Origin of the sequence: Paenibacillus sp. FSL H7-0943, assembly GCF_037963265.1 — a bacterium.
Classification (GTDB): Bacteria; Bacillota; Bacilli; order Paenibacillales; family Paenibacillaceae; genus Paenibacillus_AQ; species Paenibacillus_AQ odorifer.
Genome location: NZ_CP150148.1, coordinates 1,335,429 through 1,359,451, shown reverse-complemented (window position 1 = coordinate 1,359,451; position 24,023 = coordinate 1,335,429). Strand labels below are relative to the sequence as shown.

The following is a 24,023-nucleotide window of genomic DNA, read 5'->3' as shown; positions in this document are numbered from 1 at the left end:
CACTCCTTTTTTCACCCTTTCATTTCACTACTGTAAACATAACCTCAACAGATCTACCGTCATCCAGTTGTATAACAAACGGCCACGAGCCCGGTGTGGTATTTACACCAATTTTCCATTCCCACTCGATATATCCATCTGCATCCGCTTGTTTCCAACCTAAATATTTGGCAGTACTGCCCCCGCTCTTATAAAAGACGGACAAGCTGGCAGAAGCATTTGGCGGTATTCTGGCACGAACCTTGCCTTGCTTATTCGCTACAGCCGGGTTCGGCTTTTCTAAGATTTCAATGAATTCTTCTGGTTGGCCAGTACCGTTCCCCTCCTTGGCTGTGCCTTCTCCCGTATCCCCGATCCAGAGACGTTCAACAGCACTTGCTTCTAAAACAATACTTTGGTTTAGAAAAGGGACTTTCATCGGCAGCTTATAACTAACCACTAGCCCAAGGTAGGGACGAGTACCTTCTTTTAGCTCCGGCACCATAACATTAGATACATGAATTCGCTCATAATCCAGTAAATCTGATGTCAGGTATGGTTTCAATAAAGGTTTGATCGCAAGATCGAGTACACTTTCACTGGTCTCTGCCTGAAGCTTCTGCAACGGTCCCTCACCACTTTCTAAAGCCGACATAACCCACTCATTTAACGGCTTGGGTAAAGACTCAGCATAACTATCGCCCCAATCAGTAAGTGACAAGCGAGGAAGAGTCCAATTCAGGCCAGCAGAATGATCACTGTCATCCCCTCCTGAATCATCACTTACTTCGCTGGATGTTCCCCATTTCTGCACCGCCAAAGCCGCAGGATACATATGAGTTGAAATAGACTTTACAGTGTCTGATGCTGTACTTTGCAAAGCTGTCGAATACAAGGTCATCTGTACGATAGAAATCAGGAACAGGACGAATAGCAGGAAGAACGGAAGAACCATCGCCGCTTCTACTACCATGCTACCTTCTTCCTTGTCCTTCCCTCTGATTCCATACCCATCCTCCATCTCCTTACCGACCTCCCGCTAATAAGAATAATCAGTTTTTACTGCCCTCAGATACTTATTCCCTTGTACCTCTCCCGGAAAAGCAGCAGTATAATTCAACATTTTAACTACACCTGGCAGAAACCATAACTGCATTTGGAGCTTAATGTCCGATGATACATAGGTGTTTCTTTCCTCTGGATTTATTCCTGTGTTAAGTTGAATCAGAGCCAGCATCCGCGATAGCTGCACTTCCCCGCCTCCATGCATTATCATGAACAGTCGCAGATGATCACGGTAAGTCAGCTGCGCCGGCATATATTTGGATAAAGGAATGGCATCCTTCTCACAAAGCTGCAACATATCCTGAATGGCATGCTGGATTCCATACAACAGTGCCGCCGCTAGAACAGCCAGTGGATTTCCCAAGGTTGCCTTCTCTATAAAACCTTCCATCGTGCGAATGGACAACCTCATCGCGAATATTTCGGCATAGGCTGCAGCCACATTCCCTGCGGGATTATGAAATCCGTATAAAATGTATTCCAGCTCCTGAGCGCGAGGATCAAGCTGATCTGTGAGCTCACTAGTGTCTTCCAGAGAATTCAGTGCCAGACTAGCTAACTTTGAAACATCAAAATGCTGAAAATAAAGCGCGGAATACTCCGTTTGAAAAAGCCTGTCTCTAGCGCCCCCCATAATGCCACTCATTGCTTCATAAATCCCGTCAATATCCTTCATCGCCGAGCTTCCAGCAGCATAGGGATCTGAGGATACTTCAGATTTATCAGAGGATTGAGACTCCAATCCGTTGTTAAATGAAACATTGTCCTCAAAAAATTGATGAAGGATTTGATAACGTTCCATCGAAGCTGCCGCTCCGCTACCTAGCATTCTAATTTTGTCCAGCAGTGCTCTAACCTCGCCCAGCTTGGATTTGGCTTCCCACTCTACTTGCTTACGTGCTTTATCCGAGCTGCGATGCTCTTCAAGAAAAGCCAAATCACTAGCTATAACACTTCCCTTCTTACCGTATTTTTTATAATAGTTGTCCACTACATGCGAAGCCCCTAGAACAGAGGAAATCATTTGGTAGGAATCGCCGTTGACTCCCAAAGCTTCATGCAACACTCCTGATAATCCTGTTACCGTCGGTTCAATGGACTCGTACACACTTTGCTGCATAAATAAACTATTATCCATACTACTAATGTCAGCCGAAGAGAGGATCAAGGCATCTTCCTGTTCATGCAGCTTTTTAAGTGGCTCAGCGCTTATTTCCCCCGAGTTTCCCGGAATATCCCAGTCCTTAGCAGGATCGTCTGCCAGATTTACGCCACTTATTCGGGAAGCTGCCAAAACATCTCTCATCTCGTCATTCAATTGCTGCGCTTTGTTTAACGCATCCTTCGCTTCCTCCATTGATTGTCCATGTTCTTCATGAAAGGTTGTTAATAAGGATGGGAGCCGCGACAACATCTCTGAAGTTCGGCTCTGATAAAGTGCCAACTGATAAGTGTACTTTGCAGGCTTTTTACTATCACGATATAGATCTTCGTAATATTTGCCAAGATAGTCATTATACTGTGCTGGTATATCCGCGGCTGCTTGCATGCTTCCAAGCGAATGGGCCGAGATAGAGTCTCCGGGCGGATTCATAATCCATAGCAGTACTCTTCTTCCACTCTCCGCCGCTTGGCTTCTCCGCTCTAACATTAGATCCAAATTCTCTTCACGTTCATCATATAAAGGTTGCAGCTTACTAAGTAATTCAGTAGCTCTTGAGGCCTCTGCCATTACGCCCGACAGCGGCTTGAATTTACCTGCCAGCTCCAAGGCGAAATCAACCGGAGCCTTATATTTCATCTCTTCCAGTATTTGATGACGAAAAACATCATAACTTCCCAGCAGCCGGCTCCATTCCAAAGAGGAGGATTCCAGTGCAAAGGGTAAGAGATTGAACGTATCCCCCCGCCCACTTTTATGCAAATTTTCATTGAGCACTTTGGACAGCAGCATATCACCATCACTATCACCGAATGCAAATAAACCGTATCTCTCACGCAATTCAACATGATATGAAGACATAACAGAGCGGATACTGGCTCTCGCCAATCGTTCCTCCTGAACGTTGAACGCAGCGATTCGCGCATAATCAATCAGCACAGCAGTAAATAGAAAGACGAAAGCCAGCACCATGATTAGAAAAATTGTAACTGAGCCTTCTGTTTTGCCCTTAGCAGGACAACCCGTAATTATACTTTTCATTAAAACCCCCTCCCTTGAACAGAGATTTTACTTATCCTGAAGCTTGGTCAGCATAGCAGAAGCATCCTTCTTATCCATGTAAACTGCAGATCCACTACCCTCAGAGCCCCCTTTAAATTTAGCTCCAAAATAACGCATCAGGTCGACCGTACGAATAAACTCAACAGGCTCGACAATGATAGACTGGGCTTCAACAGTTGGGTTAGCCTCATCCGATAGAACGCTATCAAGCACAGGCAAGCTCAGTAGACGATTTAGCTCGGCCTTTACTCTCCGTCCTGTAAGACTGTGAGCATAACGCATAGTTCCTGGCATATTGTCCGGAATCATAGTAGACGAATGGCCCAGTTTAAGCACTGGCAATTCACTCTTCTCTGATACTTCACCGGGCAACTCTATTGTCACGCCAGCACTGCCAGCTTCTCCACCAAATAATGAGGCTAACAAGGCATCATCCCCAATTCTCCAATAAAGGGAGTCATACTCACCAGCCATGTAAGAACCAGAGACCTCCTTGTGACTGTTGTCCCAGTTGTAAGCCGCCCGCTCAGTAGCTCCTGAGGCCACTTGCAACAGCATGGACTTCTGATAGCTATACAAGCAAAAAAACAAAAGAAGCATCGTAATAAACATGACGATCGGCAATAGAAGTGACGCTTCAATAGTAAAACTGCCTTGATCACCCTTAAACTTGTTCAATCGAATACTTCCTGACTCTTTTCACCCGCCGTTTTAATTAAGGCTTCTACTACCTCTTGAATTTTGTCCTTAAACAAAAGAACAACTGCAATCAAGACAGCAATAATCAAAATCATCTCCAAAGTTCCTAAACCTTCCTCGTCTTCCCAAAAGTTACTCATACTGTCCAACATTGTTGATACCATCAGCTTCAGCCTCCTACATTTTTAACATCAAAAATGCTGGCGTTCCCACCAGTACAATTACTATTAAAAAGATAACTACCATCGGAAAAACTAATTTAGAGGATGCTTGCTCTCCGCGCGTCCGGCTAAGAGCCTTTCGTTTATCCCACAACATCCGCGACAGATCACGTAGCGATAGCACAAAATCCGCTCCACCTCTGCGATAATTCAGCAAAACTGTCGTTGTGAATACCGATACCTCCTGCACAGCGCATCTCTTGCTGAAATTTTCAAATGCCTGCTGGAAAGAATATCCGCCCTCCCATTCACTAGTCATAGTCATTAGCTCCTTATACAGAGGATGATTCGTATCCCCCCGGTGGCTTTCCACACAGCGAATAATAGCTCGTTGCACGGTCTCTCCTGCGCCAACCAACAACACAATACTGTTCAGCAGCTCTGGCAATTCGAGCATAATATTCTGCTCCCTAACTCTCACCTTTTTGTGCAGATCACTGACCATAGCGGTTGGTAGAGCAATTGCCAAAAACACACCCAATATCATACCTGCCTGTTCGCCACTAAATGCTGTAATCAAGCTTCCACCTACAAGCAACAGCCAGCTGTAACTTAGCATCTCACCCATGAACAGCAGGGTCCGCTCTGCGCTATAACGCATCCCATAACTGCGCTGTAGAGAACGCTGAATTCTGAACAACAGTGAGGGAAACCGACTGGCGTTACCACTCTTCTCAATAAGCAGTAATAACGGTTCGCCTAAATTCCGAAGCCGTAATCCTTCCATAGGAAGACTGCGTAACGCGACATATCTGTTGCCGCATTGAATTCGCAGTAGAACCCAGACTATCAGCAAAATAACAGTAACCACCGCACATAGCCAGCGCATGATTTCACCCCCTTCACAGTGGAATGTCCATTATTTTAGTAGTCCAGAGATAACATAGGAATAAAGCAACAAGCGCTAATGTCGATATGGCTATACCCGCTCCTGTATACATAGGTTGCATATATTCTCCAGCCGTCAAACTCATAAACATCACCATGATCAGCGGAGATATCAGCAGTGCCTTAGCCTCAAATTTCTTCTGAGCAATACTTACAGCAATATCCTGCTGAATATCCAGCTTCTCACCGATAATCGTTGATGTACGGCGCACCACTTCTACAAGATCACCACCAGTACGCTTACAGACCGAGAACACATCCGCGAATCGCTCGATGTCCTCCATTCCCGCTCTTTCACTAAAGTTCCGCAGCGCTTCTTCCACAGGCTGTCCATATTCCATGCGTGCACAGATAATGTTTAACTCGGAGATCATATCACTGCTTCCCTCCGGGTCGAGCATACGTAAATCCTGAACCGCCTCTCGGAATGCATTCTCCACCGAACGCCCAGCTGAAAGGGAGGAAGACAGCGAAAATAACGTCTGCTTAAATTGTAAATTCAGTGCATTTCGACGTCTTTTCAGTAGATAGTTACGCAGCATATGCGGGGCATAAGCTCCGCCAGGCATAAGCAGCAACGACAGCAGCCAATGATGATAAAAAAGATATCCAATTCCATACATCAGCAGTCCACCTGCAGTAAGGGTCAGAATCCTCTGCAGCAAGGTCAATTCGTATACCTTATAATCTGGTAATAACGAAGGACCGTCAGGATCTGCTTCTACAGGCTTTGCAGCAACAAATTTAAACTTAAGCATGACCTCCCCCCTTCTGGAATTTTGAATCTCTATTGAGCCAATGGATAGGAGTTTACACCAGCCATCCTAAGCTTCGTTGTATGCAACAATGGGTTACCACAGGGAAGCAGCCCCCCTTGCACCCTTCCCTCTCGTTCACCAGCTTCTTGAAATTCATATAAGGGATTCAAGATCACTTCCCCGTCTTTCAACCCCGCAACCTCACTGATCTCCATCACCCGCCTGGAACGATCACGGAGACGTGATAAGTGTACGAAGATATCAATTGCCGATGAAATTTGCTGGCGAACAACAGCTACCGGAAGCTCCGCAGCACTTAGCACCATCGTCTCCAGTCGACTGACCATATCGTGTGCGCTGTTACTATGGCCGGAAGACAAGCTTCCATCGTGCCCGGTGTTCATAGCCTGCAGCATATCGAGACATTCCGCTCCCCGTACCTCCCCCACAACAATCCGGTTAGGGCGCATTCGCAGAGAAGAACGAATCAAATCTCGGATGGAAATCTCCCCTCTACCTTCCGTGTTAGCATTCCTGGTCTCCAGTGAAACAAGGTTCGGCACGGTTACAATCTGCAGTTCAGCGGAATCCTCTATCGTAATGACCCTCTCCTGTGGGGGGATATACTGAGATAATGCATTAAGAAAAGTAGTCTTTCCAGAGCCTGTCCCGCCACTAATAAAAATATTGTATTTAGCAGCCACTAAAATTTGCAGCAGCTCTGCAGCTTCCAAGCTTAAGGCTTCACGACGGACTAAATCCTGCATCGTCATCGGTGTTTCAGGAAATTTCCGAATGGTCATCGCCGGGCCTTTCAGAGCTACCGGCGGAAGCACGATATTTACACGCGATCCGTCTTTTAGCCGAGCGTCAACGATAGGAGAAGAATCATTTACAACCCGGTTCACACCGGATACAACCGTTTGGATAATATCCTCCAACCTGCTGCTGGACTCAAATTCCAAATGGAGACGACGAATCTGCCCCTCCTCTTCTACAAAAATCTCAGTATGGCTGTTAATCATAATCTCAGTGATCGCCGGATTATCCACTAAGGGCTGGAGTACATCCAATCCTCGAAAAGAATCGAACAATCTCTTCACGAGCTCATGTTTCTCCTGTGCTGTTAAATAACGCAGATTTTCGCTGTCCAAAATTGTCCTTTCAATATATTGGGTGAGTTCACGATTTCCAACTGCAGAAGTAACATCTAATCCTGCCCGGATGTCACTGCGAAGTGCCTTAAACATTTCCTCATTCATGTAAACCCTTACCAGTGAATACTTGCGGAAGCGACGGTTCTATAATCTGCTTGCACAGCTGTAAGATCTCCTTTTGGAATTGTGGTGAGTTCAGAAAAAGCTCCTCACGGTGCTGCAGCGTCCAAGATGGGATATACGGAAGTACACCTTCAACGGTAATTCCTTCCGGAGGTGCCCACACCTCTAAACCCTCTGCGGCAAAATTCACGGCAAATCTACTTTTGTCCATCACTTGGCTGGGCATACCAGAATTAGGAGCATTGCAATGGGATAGCCATCTCATGGTCTTATGAATGCTTACCTCGTCATTTCTAACTACCCACAATAGAATTCCGCATTTATGTAACACAGCTTTGGCACGTTCTTCTTCAATACTGCCGGTATCTATTATAACTACGTCAAAATTTCTTTCCGCAACCAACAGCGCCAACAAATCTAGCGTATCCTGCGTAGTCATCTGCAGCATTTCTTTTACATTAATAATTGGCCTAAAAGCAGCACTTCGAAGGTGATCATACCTAATCACGTATTGCCCCAAATCAATCGTATCGGCTCCGCCCTTATCCCGGCTGGCTTTGATTTCATAAAGGAGCCGCTCTAGCCCAGGCGTATTTCCTGCAGGGGGCCGTAAAAATAATCCACTGCTGTCCACACTTTCAAGATTCAAATAAAAGACCGAAAGCCCCAATTCACCTAGCTGCTTAGCCATATTCATAGCTACTGTGGTTTTGCCCGTGTTCCCGCTTGAGGAGACGATACCGAGCAGCAGCGTTTCATCTAATACAGAGGAACCTCTAGCTCGTTTCACTTCACATAGTTGAATAAATGCTCCCAGCAGAGAAGGCAGTGCCTGATATTTCGCAATCATGATGCCTCCAGCCAGGCTTTTAGAACTCCTGCTAAGATAAGCTCCCTCCTCACTCAAAACTGCCCAAGGCACCTTAGTTCTTCCCTCCACAAGCCAAGCCTCGATAAAAGTAGCGTCACCTACAACAGCATCCGGCATATCCTCTCCCCTCATAAAATCGATAAAAGCATCCAGCCGACTAAAAGCCGTGATTCGCAGCATTTCTCCATACTCACTATGATGAAGATAGTGTAGCAATGGTTCGATATATTGGCTTTCACGCACTGCGAGTACAATCCTTGCCGCCATAAAACCTCTCTCCTTTCGCAAGAAATTTATAAATATTGTCAAAAAAAAGACAGCAAAAAAGCACCGACAATAACCGTGGATACGGTACATTGAACGGTGCTTCCGTTACTATCCCTTTAATTTACAGCTATAGTAGCATATATATAAGAAGGCAGCAATAAGTTTTTTCGCACATCAAGTGGTTTTTAGACTCTCATCGTATCTTCACGCCAATTCTTGATGGCAGACCGGATATCGGCAGGACTAAGCTTTTCCTTCACCGCCCGCTGACATAGTGCCGGAAACTCTTCATCTCCTGCATACCGAAGTGCAATAATCTGAGCTAATTCAAGCTTTGGATTTAATGCTTCGCCTGTCAATCGGAAATACCGGAACTGCTCCTCCACCCTCACTACTCGATCCTGATTTTTTGTGGCATAAATTCGAATTCGAGTAATCGCAAATAACAGGCATAGAGATAAACCAAATAATAGCAAGGGCACTGTTAAAGCACCATCATCACGTAACACCTGAACGACATAAATTCCCGACCACACAAATATAATCAGCGCTAGCGGCATAGTTACAAAATGATAAGGCCAATCAAAACGCATAAAACCTTTAGGCTTCCCCTTGTTCATAATTCATCTCCATATTTATATGACTTGTATATTGCTTAAAGCTTAGTCTCTCCGGGAATAGCTACGACAAAAGGTTCATTATTCCCCCAGTACAGAGACTGTCCTGAAACTTTAGTAGTTCCATCCGCATTAACCATTCCATAAATAATCTGACTTCCCCAAACACTCGTATAAAAAGAGGCATAGGATGGAGCTAGAACAGGTGCTTTACCATATTCCTTCGCAACTGGGTAACCGAATATCGCGGTAAAATCTTTATTTGTAGCCTCCTTGGACATATCCAGATCAGCTTCCCAAACTAATTTTACAATATTATCCTTGATCTCATAATACTTTACGAAATGTCCATACAATATAAAATAATCATCAGATCTGCCTTCAGGAAAATAATACGTCATAGACAATGCTTCATTATCACCCGTCAATTTGGAGGGTTCTCTTTCTTCAACCGGGAATTGCAAAGCAGCTATGCGGGAAACAACTAAGTCATTACTATTATAATTCTGCACAAGTTTAGCATTGGCCCGTTCCTGAACCCAGACTGTATTCGTAGCAGCATCTACTGTTACTCTCGCTCCAAGAGCCTCCGCGATAAACCGCAGGGGTACCGCTACTCTTCCATCCACTATTTTGGCCGATACATCCAGTTGTACAGCATCCGAGTTCTTCCAAGCCGTCCGTGAGCCAACCGCAAGCTTAATCTTCATAGAATCTCTAGCAATCGTAGCTTGCTTGGTATTGGCATCCCATTGAATAGAAGTATTCTTGAATCTTTCAAAAGCCTTCAGCGGAACCAGCGTCTTCCCCGACACGATTTGCACACCAACATCCACACTTGAATTGTTCACCATAATGCGAAGCTTGGGGGCAGCTGAGACCGTACCGATCATACTTAAAGATAACAACATGACTATAAAAAGCAGAAGCCCTTTCCGTTTCACTATTCGTTCACCCCTAGTGATAATATGAAAAAACTGTACCCATTTATAGTTTCATTATAACATTCTCCCAGATTATGGTTTACAAAAATCTCCGTTTGATCTCTGGGGTAGGGAGCATACACTGCTCATCACGTCCGAACCAACGATAGCGGTTCTTAGCTACATACCGATAAAGAGCATTGCGCAATGGGCGTGGTACTAAGATGAACACGTATGCGGCAGGCCAAGGAAATCTCAATTTACGGGCAATTCTTAGCACAGCAGCCGACTCTGTATAATACACTCCGTTCTCCAGTAAAATCACCGTGTTTAATTGTCCAGGCTGAAGTCCAGACTCTTTCATTAGCTTTGCCGCAATCTCATTCTGTAAAGGTGCGAATAGAAATTTAGCCTCGGGGTCACGCGGGATAATGAAACGAACTACCCCCTGGCAAAGATGACACACTCCGTCTATCAACACAATGGACTTATCTTTCATAAGGTTCAGTTCTTCGTTCATGGCTCCCCCTCCGACATAAAGGCGTAAATTTCTGCTTTTTTGGGTAAACAAAAACGCGGGATATCCTCCCGCGCCATCAAGTGCCGTTCTTTAATTATTCTGCGATTGCTTTTTCAATCCATTGTTCCCCGATCATTTGCCCTTCGAAATCAGCAGTGAATGCCTCCATGCATTTGCAGATGAAATCTTTGCGGCAAATTGGACATGGAGTTTTAAGCAGGCGGCTGATGTTCGTCATTTTCCATTCCGGAAACCGATGATAAAACGCGCGGCACTCCGTTCCATCAGCAAGCTTGATAATGAACTCGTACAATCCTTCCTTATCGTTGCTGCTGGCTTTGGTCACATTCGTAATATTCGGTCTGTAAGACATCTTCATCACCCATTATTTAAATTTTTGGTTGTAAATTGCACACGCAGGCACATTCTCAGATACTTAGACATATTAAAGAATTTTAAGGGTGATGTCAACCAAAGACGCCTAACACGGCAGCTATTTATTACTCTTTTATGATTTACGTCTCTATTTAGCCATTATTTCCATAAAATATATACAGATACATTTAATCGACAATCTTTAATTCAACCTCTATATTACCTCTGGTTGCTTTGGAGTAAGGACAGAATTCGTGAGCCTTCTTCGCCAGTTCCTCTGCTTTGTCGTGTTCAATCCCTGGCAGCTTCACATCCATTCTCACAGCAAGTCTAAAGCCTCCATCGCTGTCATCCTTCCCAATGGACACATTACAAGTTACCTCCACGTCATGGAGTTTCACGCCCTCTTTACGGGCGATATTCGCTAGTGCACTCTCGTAACACGCTCCATAACCAGCCGAGAATAGTTGCTCTGGATTGGTACCGGAACCTCCCGGCCCTCCAAGCTCTTTAGGCATGCTTAGATTATGCTTTAACACGCCATCCGAGGATTCAATGGAGCCTTCACGACCGCCATGGACTGTTGTAGTTGCTGTGTATAATGCTTTCATGAGTCATCTTCTCCTTCATCAAGCTGTATTGGTCATGCTCATACTTTATACTTTAAACAACAGGTATGATTTGAAACGATGATGAGGAATGATTCATAATACTTTCTTATTTGGCTCCAGACCATAAATAGTGTACAATTAAATTGTTAAAAACTTAAATTAGCTATGGAGGTGTCATCCATGAGTATTTATGATTTTGAGGTCAACACTCTTAAGGGTGAAGAGGAATCATTGTCAAAGTACAAGGGTAAAGTACTCCTGGTTGTGAATACTGCCAGCAAATGTGGATTTACTCCCCAGTATAAAGGTCTTCAGGAAGTGTACGAGAAATTCAAGGACCGCGGGTTCGAAGTTTTAGGATTTCCAAGCAATCAATTTGCTGGACAAGAGCCTGGCGAAAGTGATGAAATTGCGGAATACTGCGAGATTAATTATGGGGTAACCTTCCCTATGTTCGAGAAGATTGACGTAAAAGGCGATGAAGCACATCCATTATTCAAATACTTATCCAAAGAAGCCCCTGGTGTCTTAGGCTCAAAAAGCGTGAAATGGAACTTTACGAAGTTTCTGGTTGACCAAGATGGCCGTGTTCTAAAACGGTTTGCTCCTAAAACCACTCCACAGCAGATCGAATCCGATATCTCCAAGCTTTTGAAATAATTCATTAGAAAAAGGATACTCACCACATCACACAGCCCCCTGTTGTTATGCGGTAAAGTATCCTTTTTAACTAGAAAGAACGTCATAATATCGCTATATATCAGCACCCTTTAATCTCTTGGAATATTTTATAATATTGTTGAAATATTTTTTCTGGGAGGGACAATCGGTGACTGTTCAACTGCTTGATATACCCGAACTAAATGTTATTGGCTGGGCAAATGTAAACTCATCCGGGGAGCCATACGCGAATTTTTGGGAATATGTTTTTGGCGAGCTGGATATTGATACAAAATTTGATACTATACACACAAAAGTTCAAAGCAGCGGTTGTTATCTCGGTCTATTTCAGAACCGTACATCCGTGCCTAAACTGTGGGAGCATACCGCATGGGATATTGATTTTTTCCTTTGTGTTGAAGTCGAGCAGTTAGATTGTATCCCTGAAGGCCTTGTTCATAAGAAACTTCCTGCGTCTACCTATGCTATATTTACTGCTAACGGATTCCCTCAGTTGGCTTTTCAACATACCTGGAATTATATATATAATGAATGGCTGCCGGATTCCGGTTATAAGTTCAACCCTGATGGAGTCTTTTACATCCAATACACGGAAAAGTCCGGTCCGGATGATGAAGGATTCGAAGCCAATCTATGCGTGCCGCTTGTAAAGAAGTAGGTTGTGTGATTGAGGATTGAACAAAAAAAGAAGCCTTGCATCGCAAGGCCTCTTTCTTCATTCTGTATGCGGTAGAGAGGACTCGAACCTCCACGGGTATACACCCACTACCCCCTCAAGATAGCGTGTCTGCCATTCCACCACTACCGCGCGGTGTGTTAAACATAGAACATAAATTTGTTTGAGGTCAACATTCATTATTATAAATGTACTTTTCTCAAAAGTAAAGATGCAGATTTTAAGATTCTTCGTCGACCATTTTCTGTTTACGATATTCAGCAAAAGCTATATATTCCTTGATAAAATTCTTTTCTGCTGGAAGTAATTCATCTACTCGGCTTTCCGATAGCTGAACATCACTCAAATCATAGTCTACGCCGCTCTCTCGTACAGTATCCGGTGTATCTTTGCCGAGAATGAGCCAGTCCAGACTAACATGAAAAAAATCACCGATCTCAATCAGCTTATGTGTTCCTGGAGTAGTCTTCCCCCGCTTCCAATCTCCCATATTACCTGTGCTGATATTTAACTGCTCACAGAATGATTTTTTGGTCAAACCTTTCTGCTTAATCAGGTATTCTATACGTTCGTATATGGTCTGCATCGGTGAATCGCCCTCCATCTAAAAATAAATTACTTATTTACGTAATTACCTATTGCAAAATAACGTAAAAAAGTATATAATTAGTATTGTTATGTATTATCCGATTATATCATATGGCTGGAGTGACGATAAGAGGCGACTCAGGTGACAAGTATCTGTAGAATACCGTCTGGCCCCCTTTGTTAACTTATCATCCTGAATGATCTCTAGGAGGGAGCGGTGACTTTTGTCAAAATGCTTATCATCTTCCATTATCCATTCACTTGAAGCTTTACCGCACAATGCGGTGGTAATCAACAGTCATGGGATTATCCAGTTCACCAACAGTAGGTGGAAGACCTTTAGTCATGAATATGGTCTTTCTACTAATAAGAAATGGATTGGCGCGTATTACTCAGAGCTCATGCAAGATGTGATTGTCGATCCCGATCAATGGGCCAAGCTTTATGAATCAGTGAAATATATACTCCGCAGAGAGCATCAGGTTTATACTTCCGAATTCTCCATACAAACCGCTAATAAAGGGAAACGAATCTTCCGTTTGGAGATCTACCCATTTCTCTCAGATCCGCACCCAGAAGCCACTTTTATAATTTCACTATATGATGTGGGCCCCTATAAAGAAGAACCTCTTCATCCGGAGATCATAAACCTCCGTTCAACCTTACCATCATCTTTTGAGCTAATCCCAATCTGTGCTTCCTGTAAATGTATTCGTAATCCCAAGGATGAATGGATCACCATTGAACATTTCTTAAAGCATCAGCTTTCTTTGCAATTCACTCATGATATCTGCCCAGACTGCATAAGACAGCTCTATCCCCAGTATGCTGGGGCTTTTAAGAGATGACCTGACGTCACTGAATTTCACTTCTAATCTTATAAAAAAAAGTAAGAAATCCTCTGCGAACAAAGGGTTTCTTACTTTTTATTTGTATGCGGTAGAGAGGACTCGAACCTCCACGGGTATACACCCACTACCCCCTCAAGATAGCGTGTCTGCCATTCCACCACTACCGCATAATATGACCCGTATGGGATTCGAACCCATGTTACCTCCGTGAAAGGGAGGTGTCTTAACCCCTTGACCAACGGGCCATGCTTTACAAGTTATTTTCTTGTCACAACAAAAATGAGTATATCAAACCATAAGAATTTTGACAAGCCTTTTTTTAAAAAAAGTTTAAACTAAAAGAAACGCGCACCAATAAAGGTACGCGCGTCTAATCACAACACTTATGGATTTACTTTTGCCTCAAAGGTTTGTACCCCATCTACAAACTTTAGCACCACAGCTGCTTTTACCGGGTCATGCGTTTCATTCATTGTGATTTTACCCGTGGCCAGTTGTAAATCCTTTGTCCCCGCCAGTGCATCCTTCAGCTTCTCAGGTTCTGTGGAATCCGCACGTGTAATCGCGTCTGCCACTAGTTTCACAGCATCATATCCAAGCGCAGCCATCCCATCTGGAACAAGATCACCGTTAGCAGCCTTGAAGGCATCTACGAACGATTTTACTTCTGGCGAGCTATCTTCAGGTGAATAGTGATTGGACATAAACGTATTGTTTAGGGCATCCGCTCCGGCAATCTCAGCCAGCTGAGGTGAATCCCAGCCATCCCCGCCCATAAACGGAACGGTGATCCCCATTTCGCGAGCTTGCTTTACGATTTTGCCGACCTCCTCATAATAGCCTGGAAGATAAATAACATCGGGATTAGCTTCTTTAATACGTGTTAATACGGCTTTAAAATCAGAATCTTTTTGTTGATAGGATTCTTCGCTTAAGATTGAGCCACCGTTCTTAGTAAACGTTGCTTTAAAGAAGGTCTGCAGCCCTTTGGAATAATCGCTTGAAGCATCCGTATAAATAACAGCCGTCTTCGCTTTAAGTGTATCCTTAGCAAAGTTAGCCATTACTTCGCCTTGGAAAGGATCAATAAATGAGGCCCGGAATACCCATTCGTTCAAATCTCCAGTACGTTCATCAACTGTTACTTTGGGATTGGTGGCTGAGGAGCTAACCAGCGGGATGCCTTTTTCTTGAGCAACGGGAACAATCCCGAGTGTATTCGTAGATGTAGTTGCACCTATAATAGCTACAACTTTATTGGTAGTAATCAGCTTTTGCGCTGCGCGTGTCGCCTCTTCCGACTTGGAGGCATTATCCGCTTCAATCAGTTCAAGTTTTTTGCCGAGTATTCCACCTGCGTCATTAATTTCTTTTACCGCCAGCTTTGCCCCTTTGAGTGCAGAATCACCGAAGGAAGCCTGGCCGCCTGTAAGCTCAAGGTCTGCTCCAATCTTGATGGTCCCTCCACCAGCATTCCCACCTTCAGTAGAAGTGTTGTCTGTCTTGTTCCCACAGCCTGCCAGCAATCCACCAGCCAGCAATGCAGTCAGCAATATGGCCCCGATTTTCTTCATCCTCTTCCAGCCTCCCAAAATAAATATTTTATAGGTTCTTTCTGTGATACTGTTGTGAACTAGCCGATGAATTAATGTCCCAGATAAGCCATTCTGATCTCTTCCGAATCTGCTAATTCCTTGGCATCTCCCTCAAGCACCACTCTGCCCGTCTCAAGAACGTAAGCCCGATGAGCAATTTTAAGCGCCTGATGGGCATTTTGTTCTACAAGAAGCACTGTTGTTCCAGAGGCATTTACTTCCTGGATGATCCGAAAAATATCCTGAACGAGCAATGGAGCAAGCCCCATCGAGGGTTCATCTAATAATAAAAGCTTGGGATGCCCCATCATCGCGCGCCCCATAGCAAGCATCTGCTGCTCCCCGCCGGATAATGTGCCGGCAAGCTGTTTTTTTCTTTCTAAAAGACGCGGGAAGGTGGAGTAAACCTTGGCAAAATCAGCAGCTAAGCTGCCTGAATCCTGTAAAAAAGCTCCTAGCTCCAGATTTTCTTCCACAAACATATTAGCAAATACACGCCTGCCTTCCGGACAATGAATAAGCCCCTGTTTTACGATGGACTGAACACTCTGATTCGTAATAGATTTATCCATGAAATCTATACTGCCTGTTTTGGGTTTCAGCAGTCCCGAAAGCGTCTTAAGCAACGTGGACTTGCCTGCTCCATTTGCGCCGATTAGAGTTACAATCTCGCCTTCTTTTACATTCATACTTAAATCCTTCAAGGCATGAATAGCCCCATAATATACATTGATCCCCTGTACGCTAAGCATGGTCCACTACGCCTCCTGTCCCAAATAGGCTTCTATGACTTTGGGATGATTCCGTATTTCAACGGGCGTACCTTCAGCAATCAACATTCCGCGATCCAGCACATAAATCCGGTCACACACCCCCATAACCAGGGACATATCGTGCTCGATAAGCAGGATCGTCAGCTCAAACTCTTCACGGATCCAGGCAATAAGATTCATTAGATCCCGAGTTTCATTCGGGTTCATCCCTGCGGCTGGTTCATCCAATAGCAAAAGCTTAGGTCCTGCTGCAAGCGCGCGCGCAATTTCCAAACGCCTTTGATTTCCATAGCTAAGATTCCCGGCACATTCATCACATTGATCGGCAAGATTAAATATTTTGAGAATATCCATAGCCTTTTGCGTAATTTCGTTTTCTTCTGCAAAATGCTTAGGCAGACGAAGCATGGAAGTGAACATCGAATGTCTGGCATGCTGGTGAAATGCGATCTTAACGTTATCCAGCACCGTCATAGAAGTAAATAGACGGATATTCTGAAATGTCCGCGCTGCCCCTTTTCGGTTAATCCGATAAGGCTTCATCCCGCCTACTGCCTGATTGCTGAGGATAATATCGCCACTGGAAGGCGGGTATACACCTGTCAGCAAGTTAAAAAGGGTTGTTTTTCCCGCGCCATTAGGTCCGATGAGCCCAATCAACTCGCCTTTATTAATATGGAGAGATACCTCGTTAAGCGCCTTAAGCCCGCCAAATGCACGACTTGCTTGTTGAACATCAAGAAGCACTTCCACTGTTGATGCTGTCACTTGGCTTGACCTCCTTTTTAGACCATTTCAAGAAAGAAAAACCCGTGCTGCCAAGCAGCCCTTTAGGCCGAAAAATCATCATCAGAATTAGAATCGCCGAGTAAATAATCATCCGCAGCTCCGGATATTCCTGAAGCACCGTGAAGAGCACCGTCAGTACAATCGCACCCACGATGGCCCCGCTTGTACTTCCTAGCCCACCTAACACTACCATGACTAGAATTTCGAATGATTTCAGAAAATTAAAGCTGCCAGGATTGATGACGTAGAACTTATGAGCAGAGAGACCACCCGCTATTCCCGCAAATAATGCTCCAAGTGAAAAAGCAATGACTTTGTACAAGGTTGTATTAATCCCCATCGCTTCAGCAGCAATTTCATTCTCCCGAATCGCTATACAAGCCCGGCCGTGAGTGGAACGTATAAAGTTATTGATCACAACAATCGTGACCAATGTGAACAGAAACATAATCGTCCAAGTCGTTTGATTAGGGATGCCGCTTAGGCCTGAAGCTCCGCCCACATATTCTGTATTGAGCAGGACAATCCGGATAATCTCACCAAATCCCAGCGTAGCAATCGCCAGATAGTCTCCATTCAGCCGCAAGGTCGGAATCCCGATAAGTACACCGAAAAATGCAGCAACCAGTCCAGAGATCACTAGCGCCAGCACGAATGGCATCTCAAAGTTCAAAGTTAAAATGGAAGAAACGTAAGCACCAATAGACATAAATCCAGCATGCCCGATTGAGAATTGCCCCGTTATCCCATTAATCAGATTCAAAGACACCGCCAGCATGACATTTATACAAATTAGAATTAGCGTAGACTCCATAACATCATCAAATATTCCCGTTGTTAGAAGAACTTGAATGACGATATATAGCATGACAGAAAATACAATGCCTATCCAAAATGACTTGTTTATCTTCTTCATAGGCATCTCCCTACACTTTCTCGCGGACATTTTTACCAAATAGCCCGGATGGTTTAAAGATAAGGATTAGGATGAGTACAGCAAATGCCACACCATCACGCCAAGAAGAGTATCCCAGAGATGAAACCTCTGTCTCGACTGTGCCCAGCAGAAGTCCCCCTACCAGAGCACCAGGAATACTGCCAATGCCACCTAGAACCGCAGCCACAAAAGCTTTAAGCCCCGGAAGCACCCCCATCATCGGATCCACTGAATTATAAGTCATTCCGAAAATAACGCCTGCTGCTGCCGCAAGTGCAGATCCTATAGCGAAGGTGGCTGAAATGGTCCGATCTACATTAATCCCCATCAACCGTGCTGCTTCCATATCAAAAGAAACGGCCCGCATCGCTTTACCAATCTTTGTTCGGTGCACAATATACTGAAGGATGATCATCAAAATAACCGTCGTCCCCAAGATCATGATTTGATTGGAGTCCACCTGAATCGAGGAACCAAACAAGTTGTATTGCTGCTTATTAAGAATCTCCGGAAATCCTTTAGCCTGAGGACCAAGCACAAACACACCGCTGTATTCCAGCAAAAAAGAAACGCCAATTGCAGTAATCAACACAGCGATTCGCGAAGCTTTTCGTAGAGGTTTGTATGCTAGCCGTTCGATTGACATCCCCAGCAACGCACTGATTGTCATAGAAATCACCAATGAGATAAGTAAGACCAGTATCGGAGGAAGCCCTGCTGAAGCCAAGTTCCTGGCACTGAACAATCCAATAAACGACCCAACCATAAACACATCCCCATGGGCGAAATTGATCAATTTAATAATCCCGTAAACCATGGTGTACCCAAGTGCGATCAGAGCATAGATGCTCCCTACAGAAATCCCGTTAATTAACTGTTGAATGAAATACTCCATCGCCGTCCCCCAATCCCCCATATTTATTTTTAAAAACACCTTTCTTTAGCTTACATTCATTTTCATCGTTTTATGTCACTTATATTAACACAGTACTATACATGCGTCAGTAAAATTTGTGGTTTTTACTATAATATTCAATATTTAATGTTACATTACATAACACTTTGAGTTAATACTTTGGGATGTATAGAAATAAAAAGTTGGTAAAAAGAAGAAAACAGGAGAATTATCGAGATTTTTAAAGTTTGATTTTCAGAGGGGGAGTCTTTGATTTTACCTACAGATTGCATTTAATGATAAATAATATAACATTTGTCTCTTTGGATATGTGTTTTTCGAGTTTATTATGAGTTACTGGTCAAGTTGTTTCTCTATTTTTGCGCAAAAAAAGCTCTGTCCCACACAATAATCGAGTGAGAGAAAGCTAATTAGGGTGGTCAGTTCCATTCTTTGCACTTCCGTCACGAGTCAATTACTCATCATTTTCTTGTTTAATTCTTTAATCTGCATCATATGATGTAGGTCATGCGATATAAAATCCTTTAAATAGGACTCAAAGGAAAACCTTCCGTCCACATATTTGCCTGAGTATTTTCCCTCCTCAAGACTACTTATACAATCTAATATTAAGTTACGATACTTCACAGTCAATTCTATTAATTCGTCTTTGGTTTTTGTCTTACCATATATAACAGCATCATTATTGAATTGATCGAAATCAATAAGTTGAAGTGTTATCGCTTTATCGCATGCTATCGGTTCGATCGTCGATTCATAGAAGTATTTATCCCATAACAAAATATGACTAACAACATCGTGAATGGTCCATTTTCCTTCAGCGATGGGTGTTTTCCAATCTAAATCAATAATTTCTAGAACAAATCCATTCCATTCCTTAAACTGATTTAGCAAATCTGATCTGTTATTCATTGGCACATCTCCTTTTCTGGTAAACATCAAAATTCTAACAAAATCTCTTTAATTCATTCCTATATAGTTCATAGTTCGCTTCATCGAAACATATAAAAATAACCTTATTTATTTCCGACTTATTATTTATAATATATTTTGAAACTTCATCTATAGCTATGCTACAAGCAAGATCTTTCGGAAAATTATATATTCCTGTACTTATATTAGGTATCGCAATACTTGTTACTTCATTAGATTCAGCTAATATTAATAAATTTTTATAGCAATTCCTTAACTTCTCTTCTTCGTTATTCTTTCCACTATTCCAAACAGGACCAACGGTATGAATAACAAATTTACATTTCAGATTTCCTCCTGTTGTTATTACCGCTTCTCCAACCTCACAACCTCCCATTTGATTACGAATTTTCATGCAATCCTCTAATATCACTTTTCCACCAGCTCTATGGATAGCTCCATCTACTCCGCCTCCACCCATCAAGCTTGTGTTTGCTGCATTGACGATAGCATCAACATCTAATTTAGTTATATCTCCTTGAATCAACTGAATCATTGAGTTATTTATAATTACATCCATCTGAAATCCCCCCCCCGAAGTATAATGGTTGCGAACAAGCATCAAGTGCTGATTGACATTCAAGCGGCTTAAATCACCCTAGGAAACAGTCGTTTGCACTAGACTCGTGGGGTTGTCCACCTGGCTAACTCTTCTTCAAACCTTTACCTTCTATCGAACCAACACCTCGTGGTCCACAGCGTGAACGTATTGTTCGCAGATATCTAGTTTTTTCGGAGCTACTAATATGTTCTTCAGCATCCAGCTATTTTTTATATATGTAATCGATAAATCCTTGTCGTATCCATTCGCCTTCAAACTTTCTTTCCAGTACTCGATCTTCTTTGTATAATAACTGCAAATCATCAAACATAGAATCCGCCTCATGATAATCATAATATGAGTGTATTACGAATTCATCGTCTTCCATTTGTTCAAACTGATTATCCCCCAAATCAACTCCATCGCCGACTCTAAAATCCTTTAGGGTTAAAAAATTCACAAATAATAATCCATTAGGTTTTAGAACGCGTTTCATTTCATTTATCGCTTTTTCCACATCTTGTTTTCTCATATGAAAAATAGAGTTATATGAATACACAAAACTCATCGACTCATCACTTAGTACCAACTGTCTCATGTCGCCTTGTTGTATATTTAGATTCTGTCCTCTTTCAGTTGCGAACTGACTAGCTCTTTTAATTTGTTCGTCATTCATCTCAATACCGTATGTACTGTATCCATAGTTTGCAAACAAACTTAGTGGAGGTGAATCCCCTCCCGCTCCGCAGTCTAATATGTTTTTTTCCATACCACTTTCATTGCATAATGCCAAAAATCTGTACAAGGGGATCTGCTTAAACAGTTCCATGTTGATTCCACTCCTTTGATCATGTAGTTATTGGATTCACTCATAGATCTTTCCCATATAAATTATTTGAGCACATCTCTTCCATGGGTTTTCAGGTTTACTTTATTGAATCCCCGCAGTTCCAAATGTCTCTTTAATAACTTTTTCGTATTCATCCCATTTAAAGCAAAAAGGGCCTATATCAATAGTCTTATTACCGGATTCTAATTTGAAATCTCTCCATATAATAAGATCCTCTTCTCTCTCAATAAACACGGATATAAAGCCACACTCTTCATCGCCACACCAGGGACAGACTAATATTGGGTACCTGTAGTACAAATATTCATGCATTTCGTTTAACAAAAAATAATTAATCATTTTCCTTTGATGCTCTTCACTACCCCACCCGAGGGAAGGAACCCTATCATATTTTTTTAACATTTGGTAAAGAGATCTACCATCAATTATTACGTCGGCAAAAATAGTATTTTTATTCCCCTCTTGATCCGGATCAAAACTATCATATCGGCTTGACGGTTTTGTTTGTATTTGATTTATTGTTTTCATGCTCCCTCCTTTAAACTCTTCACACTTATCAATTAAACATTCGATCCCTCCACACCATTCCCCTTCCAAAATATTGAATACACCGTTTCTCAGAATCGCATATAGCAACCGAAAAATAAATTCACACACAACAAAAAAGAGCTCCCAGAATGGAAGCTCTTCTTATGTAATTCAGAACGGAGAGAGTGGGATTCGAACCCACGCACCGCTTACGCAGTCTAACCCCTTAGCAGAGGGTCCCCTTATAGCCACTTGGGTATCTCTCCATGAAAATGGCTCCCCGAACAGGACTCGAACCTGTGACAACTCGATTAACAGTCGAGTGCTCTACCAACTGAGCTATCAGGGAACATTACAAGTGAACATGAATTAATTTATCATGATTTCAAGGTCTAGTCAAGCGGGCAAAATAATTTTTGTGATCGTTTTCAAATTTATGCTATTATTCGGCCGCTTGCTAGATTTTTTAAAGAGATTTCCATCCCTCTCCGTCTATAGATTACACCATTCTCCATCCTGCGGAAGCTGTACCCGATCCCCCAACGATTCCTTCTCTAAATGAGCTTTTAGCTTATCTCGGGTAACCAAACAATGGTTAATGGCGTCCATGTGCACAGCAATCACTTTAGTAGAAGGAGCATATTCACATAGGTCTATGACATCCTGCTCATTCATTGTAATATGGCATCCGCTTAAAAACTGCGCACCACCAGCATTCACAACGGTCACCTCAGGTTTAAAAACCTCCAATGCCATTCTCACCTTATCACACCAAATCGTATCCCCAGCCACATATAGAACAGGTTCGCCTTCCGCCTGAAACACAAACCCGGATACCTTACCCATAAGTTTACCAGTCACTCCAGTGCCATGCCGTCCATCAGTACGTGTTATAGTTATTCCATTAAACGTCAGTGAACCGCTAATTTCCGTGGTATGCTCAAACCCCTGCTTCGCTAATTTATCTCCATCTCCTTCCTGACATAATAGTGGTAGATCATGCGGCAACAAAGAAATGGCAGCAGCATCCCAATGATCCTGATGAAGATGTGTGACAAGAATTGCATTAGGACTCAGCCATTGTTCTACGGCTCCCGGCAAAGGAACGAGCGGATTGCGGCGATCATTTTCAGTATTAAAAATAGGCGGATTAGCACCCTGTTCACTCAACATAGGATCAATTAAAAATGTACTGCCACCATACTCTAGCCATAGGGTCGCGTTGCGGATATGCTGTATTTTCATCGGAAGCCCTTCTTTCTTTCAGTTATCTTCTGCTACAATTAATTATAGTTGGACCTTAAAACAGAATACATTGAGATTGGAAAAAGATGGGCCTGTTCTACTTTCACGCAGAAAGGATTTTAGATAATAATGAGTTCTTATTTTATAGATGATGTGGATTTTCGCATCCTGCAGCTTCTAATTGAAGATTCCACGATCAGTCACAAAGATATTGGGCAGCAAGTGCATATGACCGGTCAGGCTGTGGGCGCACGTATTCGCAAAATGCAGGACACCGGAGTGATTGAAGGCTACACGGTCCGCTGGAATCCGGATAAGGTTGGGGAGACTATTCATGCCTTTATTACTGTTTTTTTGGGTTCGAATACGGTTCACCCAGCCTTTCAGACATTCGCAAAGCAGCATGATAGTGTAAAAGAAATACATAGGGTCAGCGGAGAAGGCTGCTACTGGATACGTGTTCGTACCGGAAGCCAAAAGGAGTTGAATAGCTTTCTCGACGAACTGCTGAAGTTCGGAAATTACAGAGTCAATCTATCGATGGGAAAACTGAAATAAGTCTGTATCGGAATCGGATATGAAGCTACTATCGGACCCAGTTGACCTTATACTCAGCATAATCGCATATTTGGCATACTATCGGACCCCATTGCCTCTATTGGCACGAAAAACACCAAATATGAGCCTCTTTCGAACGAATAGCGTCACTTGAGTCCGAAACCCTGCCCAAAAGGCTAAAAACTTGCCAATAGCGTCATTGGGGTCCGTAAGCCTCAGCCAATG

28 protein-coding genes and 5 tRNA genes are annotated in these 24,023 nt (G+C 43.1%); 4 read left to right on the top strand and 29 right to left on the bottom strand.

Features of this window, described 5'->3' with window-relative positions:
- Nucleotides 1-19: 19 nt before the first annotated feature.
- From NSQ55_RS05945 to NSQ55_RS05885, 13 genes are all read right to left on the bottom strand, one after another.
- Nucleotides 20-1,000 (bottom strand): TadE/TadG family type IV pilus assembly protein, encoded by a 981-nt coding sequence (locus NSQ55_RS05945; protein ID WP_076185813.1) that lies wholly within the window; start codon nt 998-1,000, stop codon nt 20-22.
- Nucleotides 1,001-1,018: 18 nt separating this feature from the next.
- Nucleotides 1,019-3,247 (bottom strand): hypothetical protein, encoded by a 2,229-nt coding sequence (locus NSQ55_RS05940; RefSeq protein ID WP_339171934.1) that lies wholly within the window; start codon nt 3,245-3,247, stop codon nt 1,019-1,021.
- 27 nt (nt 3,248-3,274) lie between these two features.
- The gene (locus NSQ55_RS05935; RefSeq protein ID WP_076185819.1) at nt 3,275-3,946 is read right to left on the bottom strand and encodes a TadE family protein; all 672 of its coding nucleotides are present in this window, start codon (nt 3,944-3,946) and stop codon (nt 3,275-3,277) included.
- Entirely contained in the window at nt 3,943-4,131 is a 189-nt protein-coding gene (locus tag NSQ55_RS05930) for a Flp1 family type IVb pilin (RefSeq protein ID WP_280752577.1), read from the bottom strand. Before NSQ55_RS05930 ends, NSQ55_RS05935 begins: the two co-directional genes overlap by 4 nt.
- A 13-nt stretch (nt 4,132-4,144) precedes the next feature.
- The gene (locus tag NSQ55_RS05925; protein ID WP_339171926.1) at nt 4,145-5,017 is read right to left on the bottom strand and encodes a type II secretion system F family protein; all 873 of its coding nucleotides are present in this window, start codon (nt 5,015-5,017) and stop codon (nt 4,145-4,147) included.
- A gap of 13 nt (nt 5,018-5,030) precedes the next feature.
- Entirely contained in the window at nt 5,031-5,834 is an 804-nt protein-coding gene (locus tag NSQ55_RS05920) for a type II secretion system F family protein (protein WP_076277686.1), read from the bottom strand.
- Between the two features lie 29 nt (nt 5,835-5,863).
- Complete coding sequence (locus tag NSQ55_RS05915) at nt 5,864-7,096, bottom strand: CpaF family protein (RefSeq protein WP_076099051.1); 1,233 nt, start codon at nt 7,094-7,096, stop codon at nt 5,864-5,866.
- Nucleotides 7,089-8,252 carry a hypothetical protein gene (locus tag NSQ55_RS05910; protein ID WP_076302270.1) on the bottom strand — a complete coding sequence of 388 codons (1,164 nt, stop codon included), beginning with the start codon at nt 8,250-8,252 and terminating at the stop codon, nt 7,089-7,091. Before NSQ55_RS05910 ends, NSQ55_RS05915 begins: the two co-directional genes overlap by 8 nt.
- Nucleotides 8,253-8,437: 185 nt before the next feature.
- On the bottom strand, nt 8,438-8,872 hold the full coding sequence (locus NSQ55_RS05905) for a DUF6526 family protein (RefSeq protein WP_076099053.1): 435 nt from the start codon (nt 8,870-8,872) through the stop codon (nt 8,438-8,440).
- 35 nt (nt 8,873-8,907) lie between these two features.
- A complete protein-coding gene (locus NSQ55_RS05900) occupies nt 8,908-9,813 on the bottom strand; it encodes a copper amine oxidase N-terminal domain-containing protein (protein ID WP_339171920.1) in 906 nt (301 codons plus the stop codon).
- Nucleotides 9,814-9,892: 79 nt separating this feature from the next.
- On the bottom strand, nt 9,893-10,312 hold the full coding sequence (locus NSQ55_RS05895) for a thiol-disulfide oxidoreductase DCC family protein (RefSeq protein ID WP_076185832.1): 420 nt from the start codon (nt 10,310-10,312) through the stop codon (nt 9,893-9,895).
- A 94-nt stretch (nt 10,313-10,406) separates the two neighbouring features.
- Complete coding sequence (locus NSQ55_RS05890; RefSeq protein ID WP_339171916.1) at nt 10,407-10,685, bottom strand: hypothetical protein; 279 nt, start codon at nt 10,683-10,685, stop codon at nt 10,407-10,409.
- A gap of 190 nt (nt 10,686-10,875) precedes the next feature.
- Entirely contained in the window at nt 10,876-11,298 is a 423-nt protein-coding gene (locus NSQ55_RS05885; RefSeq protein WP_036681676.1) for an organic hydroperoxide resistance protein, read from the bottom strand.
- 180 nt (nt 11,299-11,478) lie between these two features.
- Here NSQ55_RS05885 and NSQ55_RS05880 point away from each other — a divergent pair, with 180 nt between their 5' ends.
- Nucleotides 11,479-11,958, top strand: coding sequence for a glutathione peroxidase (locus NSQ55_RS05880; RefSeq protein ID WP_038569095.1), 480 nt, complete (start codon nt 11,479-11,481; stop codon nt 11,956-11,958).
- A 169-nt stretch (nt 11,959-12,127) separates the two neighbouring features.
- Nucleotides 12,128-12,637 carry a GyrI-like domain-containing protein gene (locus NSQ55_RS05875; protein ID WP_339171912.1) on the top strand — a complete coding sequence of 170 codons (510 nt, stop codon included), beginning with the start codon at nt 12,128-12,130 and terminating at the stop codon, nt 12,635-12,637.
- Between the two features lie 67 nt (nt 12,638-12,704).
- On the opposite strand, the gene NSQ55_RS05870 is transcribed toward NSQ55_RS05875, so the two are convergent.
- Together NSQ55_RS05870 and NSQ55_RS05865 are read right to left on the bottom strand one after the other, a co-directional pair.
- Nucleotides 12,705-12,787, bottom strand: a tRNA-Leu gene (locus NSQ55_RS05870).
- 88 nt (nt 12,788-12,875) lie between these two features.
- Nucleotides 12,876-13,241, bottom strand: coding sequence for a helix-turn-helix domain-containing protein (locus NSQ55_RS05865; protein ID WP_036681672.1), 366 nt, complete (start codon nt 13,239-13,241; stop codon nt 12,876-12,878).
- Nucleotides 13,242-13,467: 226 nt separating this feature from the next.
- Between NSQ55_RS05865 and NSQ55_RS05860 the strand changes: the two genes are divergently transcribed.
- Complete coding sequence (locus NSQ55_RS05860; RefSeq protein ID WP_076185837.1) at nt 13,468-14,091, top strand: hypothetical protein; 624 nt, start codon at nt 13,468-13,470, stop codon at nt 14,089-14,091.
- Nucleotides 14,092-14,178: 87 nt separating this feature from the next.
- Here NSQ55_RS05860 and NSQ55_RS05855 read toward each other — a convergent pair.
- The 14 genes from NSQ55_RS05855 to NSQ55_RS05790 all read right to left on the bottom strand — a co-directional run bounded on the left by NSQ55_RS05855 (nt 14,179) and on the right by NSQ55_RS05790 (nt 23,240).
- A tRNA-Leu gene (locus NSQ55_RS05855) sits at nt 14,179-14,261 on the bottom strand.
- Between the two features lie 6 nt (nt 14,262-14,267).
- Nucleotides 14,268-14,339 (bottom strand) — tRNA-Glu (locus tag NSQ55_RS05850).
- A gap of 138 nt (nt 14,340-14,477) precedes the next feature.
- Nucleotides 14,478-15,668, bottom strand: coding sequence for an ABC transporter substrate-binding protein (locus tag NSQ55_RS05845; RefSeq protein WP_339171908.1), 1,191 nt, complete (start codon nt 15,666-15,668; stop codon nt 14,478-14,480).
- A gap of 71 nt (nt 15,669-15,739) precedes the next feature.
- Complete coding sequence (locus tag NSQ55_RS05840; protein ID WP_076128224.1) at nt 15,740-16,441, bottom strand: ABC transporter ATP-binding protein; 702 nt, start codon at nt 16,439-16,441, stop codon at nt 15,740-15,742.
- A gap of 6 nt (nt 16,442-16,447) precedes the next feature.
- Nucleotides 16,448-17,230 carry an ABC transporter ATP-binding protein gene (locus NSQ55_RS05835; RefSeq protein ID WP_076106951.1) on the bottom strand — a complete coding sequence of 261 codons (783 nt, stop codon included), beginning with the start codon at nt 17,228-17,230 and terminating at the stop codon, nt 16,448-16,450.
- Entirely contained in the window at nt 17,199-18,167 is a 969-nt protein-coding gene (locus tag NSQ55_RS05830; RefSeq protein WP_076128228.1) for a branched-chain amino acid ABC transporter permease, read from the bottom strand. The genes NSQ55_RS05835 and NSQ55_RS05830 overlap by 32 nt, the downstream gene beginning before the upstream one ends.
- 10 nt (nt 18,168-18,177) lie before the next feature.
- The gene (locus NSQ55_RS05825; protein ID WP_076185842.1) at nt 18,178-19,083 is read right to left on the bottom strand and encodes a branched-chain amino acid ABC transporter permease; all 906 of its coding nucleotides are present in this window, start codon (nt 19,081-19,083) and stop codon (nt 18,178-18,180) included.
- A 471-nt stretch (nt 19,084-19,554) separates the two neighbouring features.
- Nucleotides 19,555-20,016, bottom strand: coding sequence for a DinB family protein (locus NSQ55_RS05820; RefSeq protein ID WP_076185844.1), 462 nt, complete (start codon nt 20,014-20,016; stop codon nt 19,555-19,557).
- Nucleotides 20,017-20,050: 34 nt separating this feature from the next.
- Nucleotides 20,051-20,596, bottom strand: coding sequence for an O-acetyl-ADP-ribose deacetylase (locus NSQ55_RS05815; RefSeq protein ID WP_217696912.1), 546 nt, complete (start codon nt 20,594-20,596; stop codon nt 20,051-20,053).
- A 244-nt stretch (nt 20,597-20,840) separates the two neighbouring features.
- Nucleotides 20,841-21,446, bottom strand: coding sequence for a class I SAM-dependent methyltransferase (locus NSQ55_RS05810; RefSeq protein ID WP_339171899.1), 606 nt, complete (start codon nt 21,444-21,446; stop codon nt 20,841-20,843).
- 102 nt (nt 21,447-21,548) lie between these two features.
- On the bottom strand, nt 21,549-21,995 hold the full coding sequence (locus tag NSQ55_RS05805; protein ID WP_076185853.1) for an oxidoreductase: 447 nt from the start codon (nt 21,993-21,995) through the stop codon (nt 21,549-21,551).
- Nucleotides 21,996-22,172: 177 nt separating this feature from the next.
- Nucleotides 22,173-22,261 (bottom strand) — tRNA-Ser (locus NSQ55_RS05800).
- 7 nt (nt 22,262-22,268) lie between these two features.
- A tRNA-Asn gene (locus tag NSQ55_RS05795) sits at nt 22,269-22,344 on the bottom strand.
- A 143-nt stretch (nt 22,345-22,487) separates the two neighbouring features.
- Nucleotides 22,488-23,240, bottom strand: coding sequence for an MBL fold metallo-hydrolase (locus tag NSQ55_RS05790; RefSeq protein ID WP_076187504.1), 753 nt, complete (start codon nt 23,238-23,240; stop codon nt 22,488-22,490).
- A gap of 129 nt (nt 23,241-23,369) precedes the next feature.
- On the opposite strand from NSQ55_RS05790, the gene NSQ55_RS05785 reads away from it, so the two are divergent.
- Nucleotides 23,370-23,798, top strand: a complete 429-nt coding sequence (locus NSQ55_RS05785) for an Lrp/AsnC family transcriptional regulator (RefSeq protein WP_038569079.1) — start codon at nt 23,370-23,372, stop codon at nt 23,796-23,798.
- The last annotated feature ends 225 nt before the right edge of the window (nt 23,799-24,023 follow it).

Bases quoted from the DNA above. Each gene is read 5' to 3' on its own strand.
- NSQ55_RS05945 (WP_076185813.1), bottom strand. From the start codon at position 1,000: ATGGAGGATGGGTATGGAATCAGAGGGAAGGACAAGGAAGAAGGTAGC.
- NSQ55_RS05940 (WP_339171934.1), bottom strand. From the start codon at position 3,247: ATGAAAAGTATAATTACGGGTTGTCCTGCTAAGGGCAAAACAGAAGGC.
- NSQ55_RS05930 (WP_280752577.1), bottom strand. From the start codon at position 4,131: ATGGTATCAACAATGTTGGACAGTATGAGTAACTTTTGGGAAGACGAG.
- NSQ55_RS05925 (WP_339171926.1), bottom strand. From the start codon at position 5,017: ATGCGCTGGCTATGTGCGGTGGTTACTGTTATTTTGCTGATAGTCTGG.
- NSQ55_RS05920 (WP_076277686.1), bottom strand. From the start codon at position 5,834: ATGCTTAAGTTTAAATTTGTTGCTGCAAAGCCTGTAGAAGCAGATCCT.
- NSQ55_RS05915 (WP_076099051.1), bottom strand. From the start codon at position 7,096: ATGAATGAGGAAATGTTTAAGGCACTTCGCAGTGACATCCGGGCAGGA.
- NSQ55_RS05910 (WP_076302270.1), bottom strand. From the start codon at position 8,252: ATGGCGGCAAGGATTGTACTCGCAGTGCGTGAAAGCCAATATATCGAA.
- NSQ55_RS05905 (WP_076099053.1), bottom strand. From the start codon at position 8,872: ATGAACAAGGGGAAGCCTAAAGGTTTTATGCGTTTTGATTGGCCTTAT.
- NSQ55_RS05895 (WP_076185832.1), bottom strand. From the start codon at position 10,312: ATGAACGAAGAACTGAACCTTATGAAAGATAAGTCCATTGTGTTGATA.
- NSQ55_RS05890 (WP_339171916.1), bottom strand. From the start codon at position 10,685: ATGTCTTACAGACCGAATATTACGAATGTGACCAAAGCCAGCAGCAAC.
- NSQ55_RS05885 (WP_036681676.1), bottom strand. From the start codon at position 11,298: ATGAAAGCATTATACACAGCAACTACAACAGTCCATGGCGGTCGTGAA.
- NSQ55_RS05880 (WP_038569095.1), top strand. From the start codon at position 11,479: ATGAGTATTTATGATTTTGAGGTCAACACTCTTAAGGGTGAAGAGGAA.
- NSQ55_RS05865 (WP_036681672.1), bottom strand. From the start codon at position 13,241: ATGCAGACCATATACGAACGTATAGAATACCTGATTAAGCAGAAAGGT.
- NSQ55_RS05845 (WP_339171908.1), bottom strand. From the start codon at position 15,668: ATGAAGAAAATCGGGGCCATATTGCTGACTGCATTGCTGGCTGGTGGA.
- NSQ55_RS05840 (WP_076128224.1), bottom strand. From the start codon at position 16,441: ATGCTTAGCGTACAGGGGATCAATGTATATTATGGGGCTATTCATGCC.
- NSQ55_RS05830 (WP_076128228.1), bottom strand. From the start codon at position 18,167: ATGAAGAAGATAAACAAGTCATTTTGGATAGGCATTGTATTTTCTGTC.
- NSQ55_RS05825 (WP_076185842.1), bottom strand. From the start codon at position 19,083: ATGGAGTATTTCATTCAACAGTTAATTAACGGGATTTCTGTAGGGAGC.
- NSQ55_RS05820 (WP_076185844.1), bottom strand. From the start codon at position 20,016: ATGAATAACAGATCAGATTTGCTAAATCAGTTTAAGGAATGGAATGGA.
- NSQ55_RS05815 (WP_217696912.1), bottom strand. From the start codon at position 20,596: ATGGATGTAATTATAAATAACTCAATGATTCAGTTGATTCAAGGAGAT.
- NSQ55_RS05810 (WP_339171899.1), bottom strand. From the start codon at position 21,446: ATGGAACTGTTTAAGCAGATCCCCTTGTACAGATTTTTGGCATTATGC.
- NSQ55_RS05805 (WP_076185853.1), bottom strand. From the start codon at position 21,995: ATGAAAACAATAAATCAAATACAAACAAAACCGTCAAGCCGATATGAT.
- NSQ55_RS05790 (WP_076187504.1), bottom strand. From the start codon at position 23,240: ATGAAAATACAGCATATCCGCAACGCGACCCTATGGCTAGAGTATGGT.
- NSQ55_RS05785 (WP_038569079.1), top strand. From the start codon at position 23,370: ATGAGTTCTTATTTTATAGATGATGTGGATTTTCGCATCCTGCAGCTT.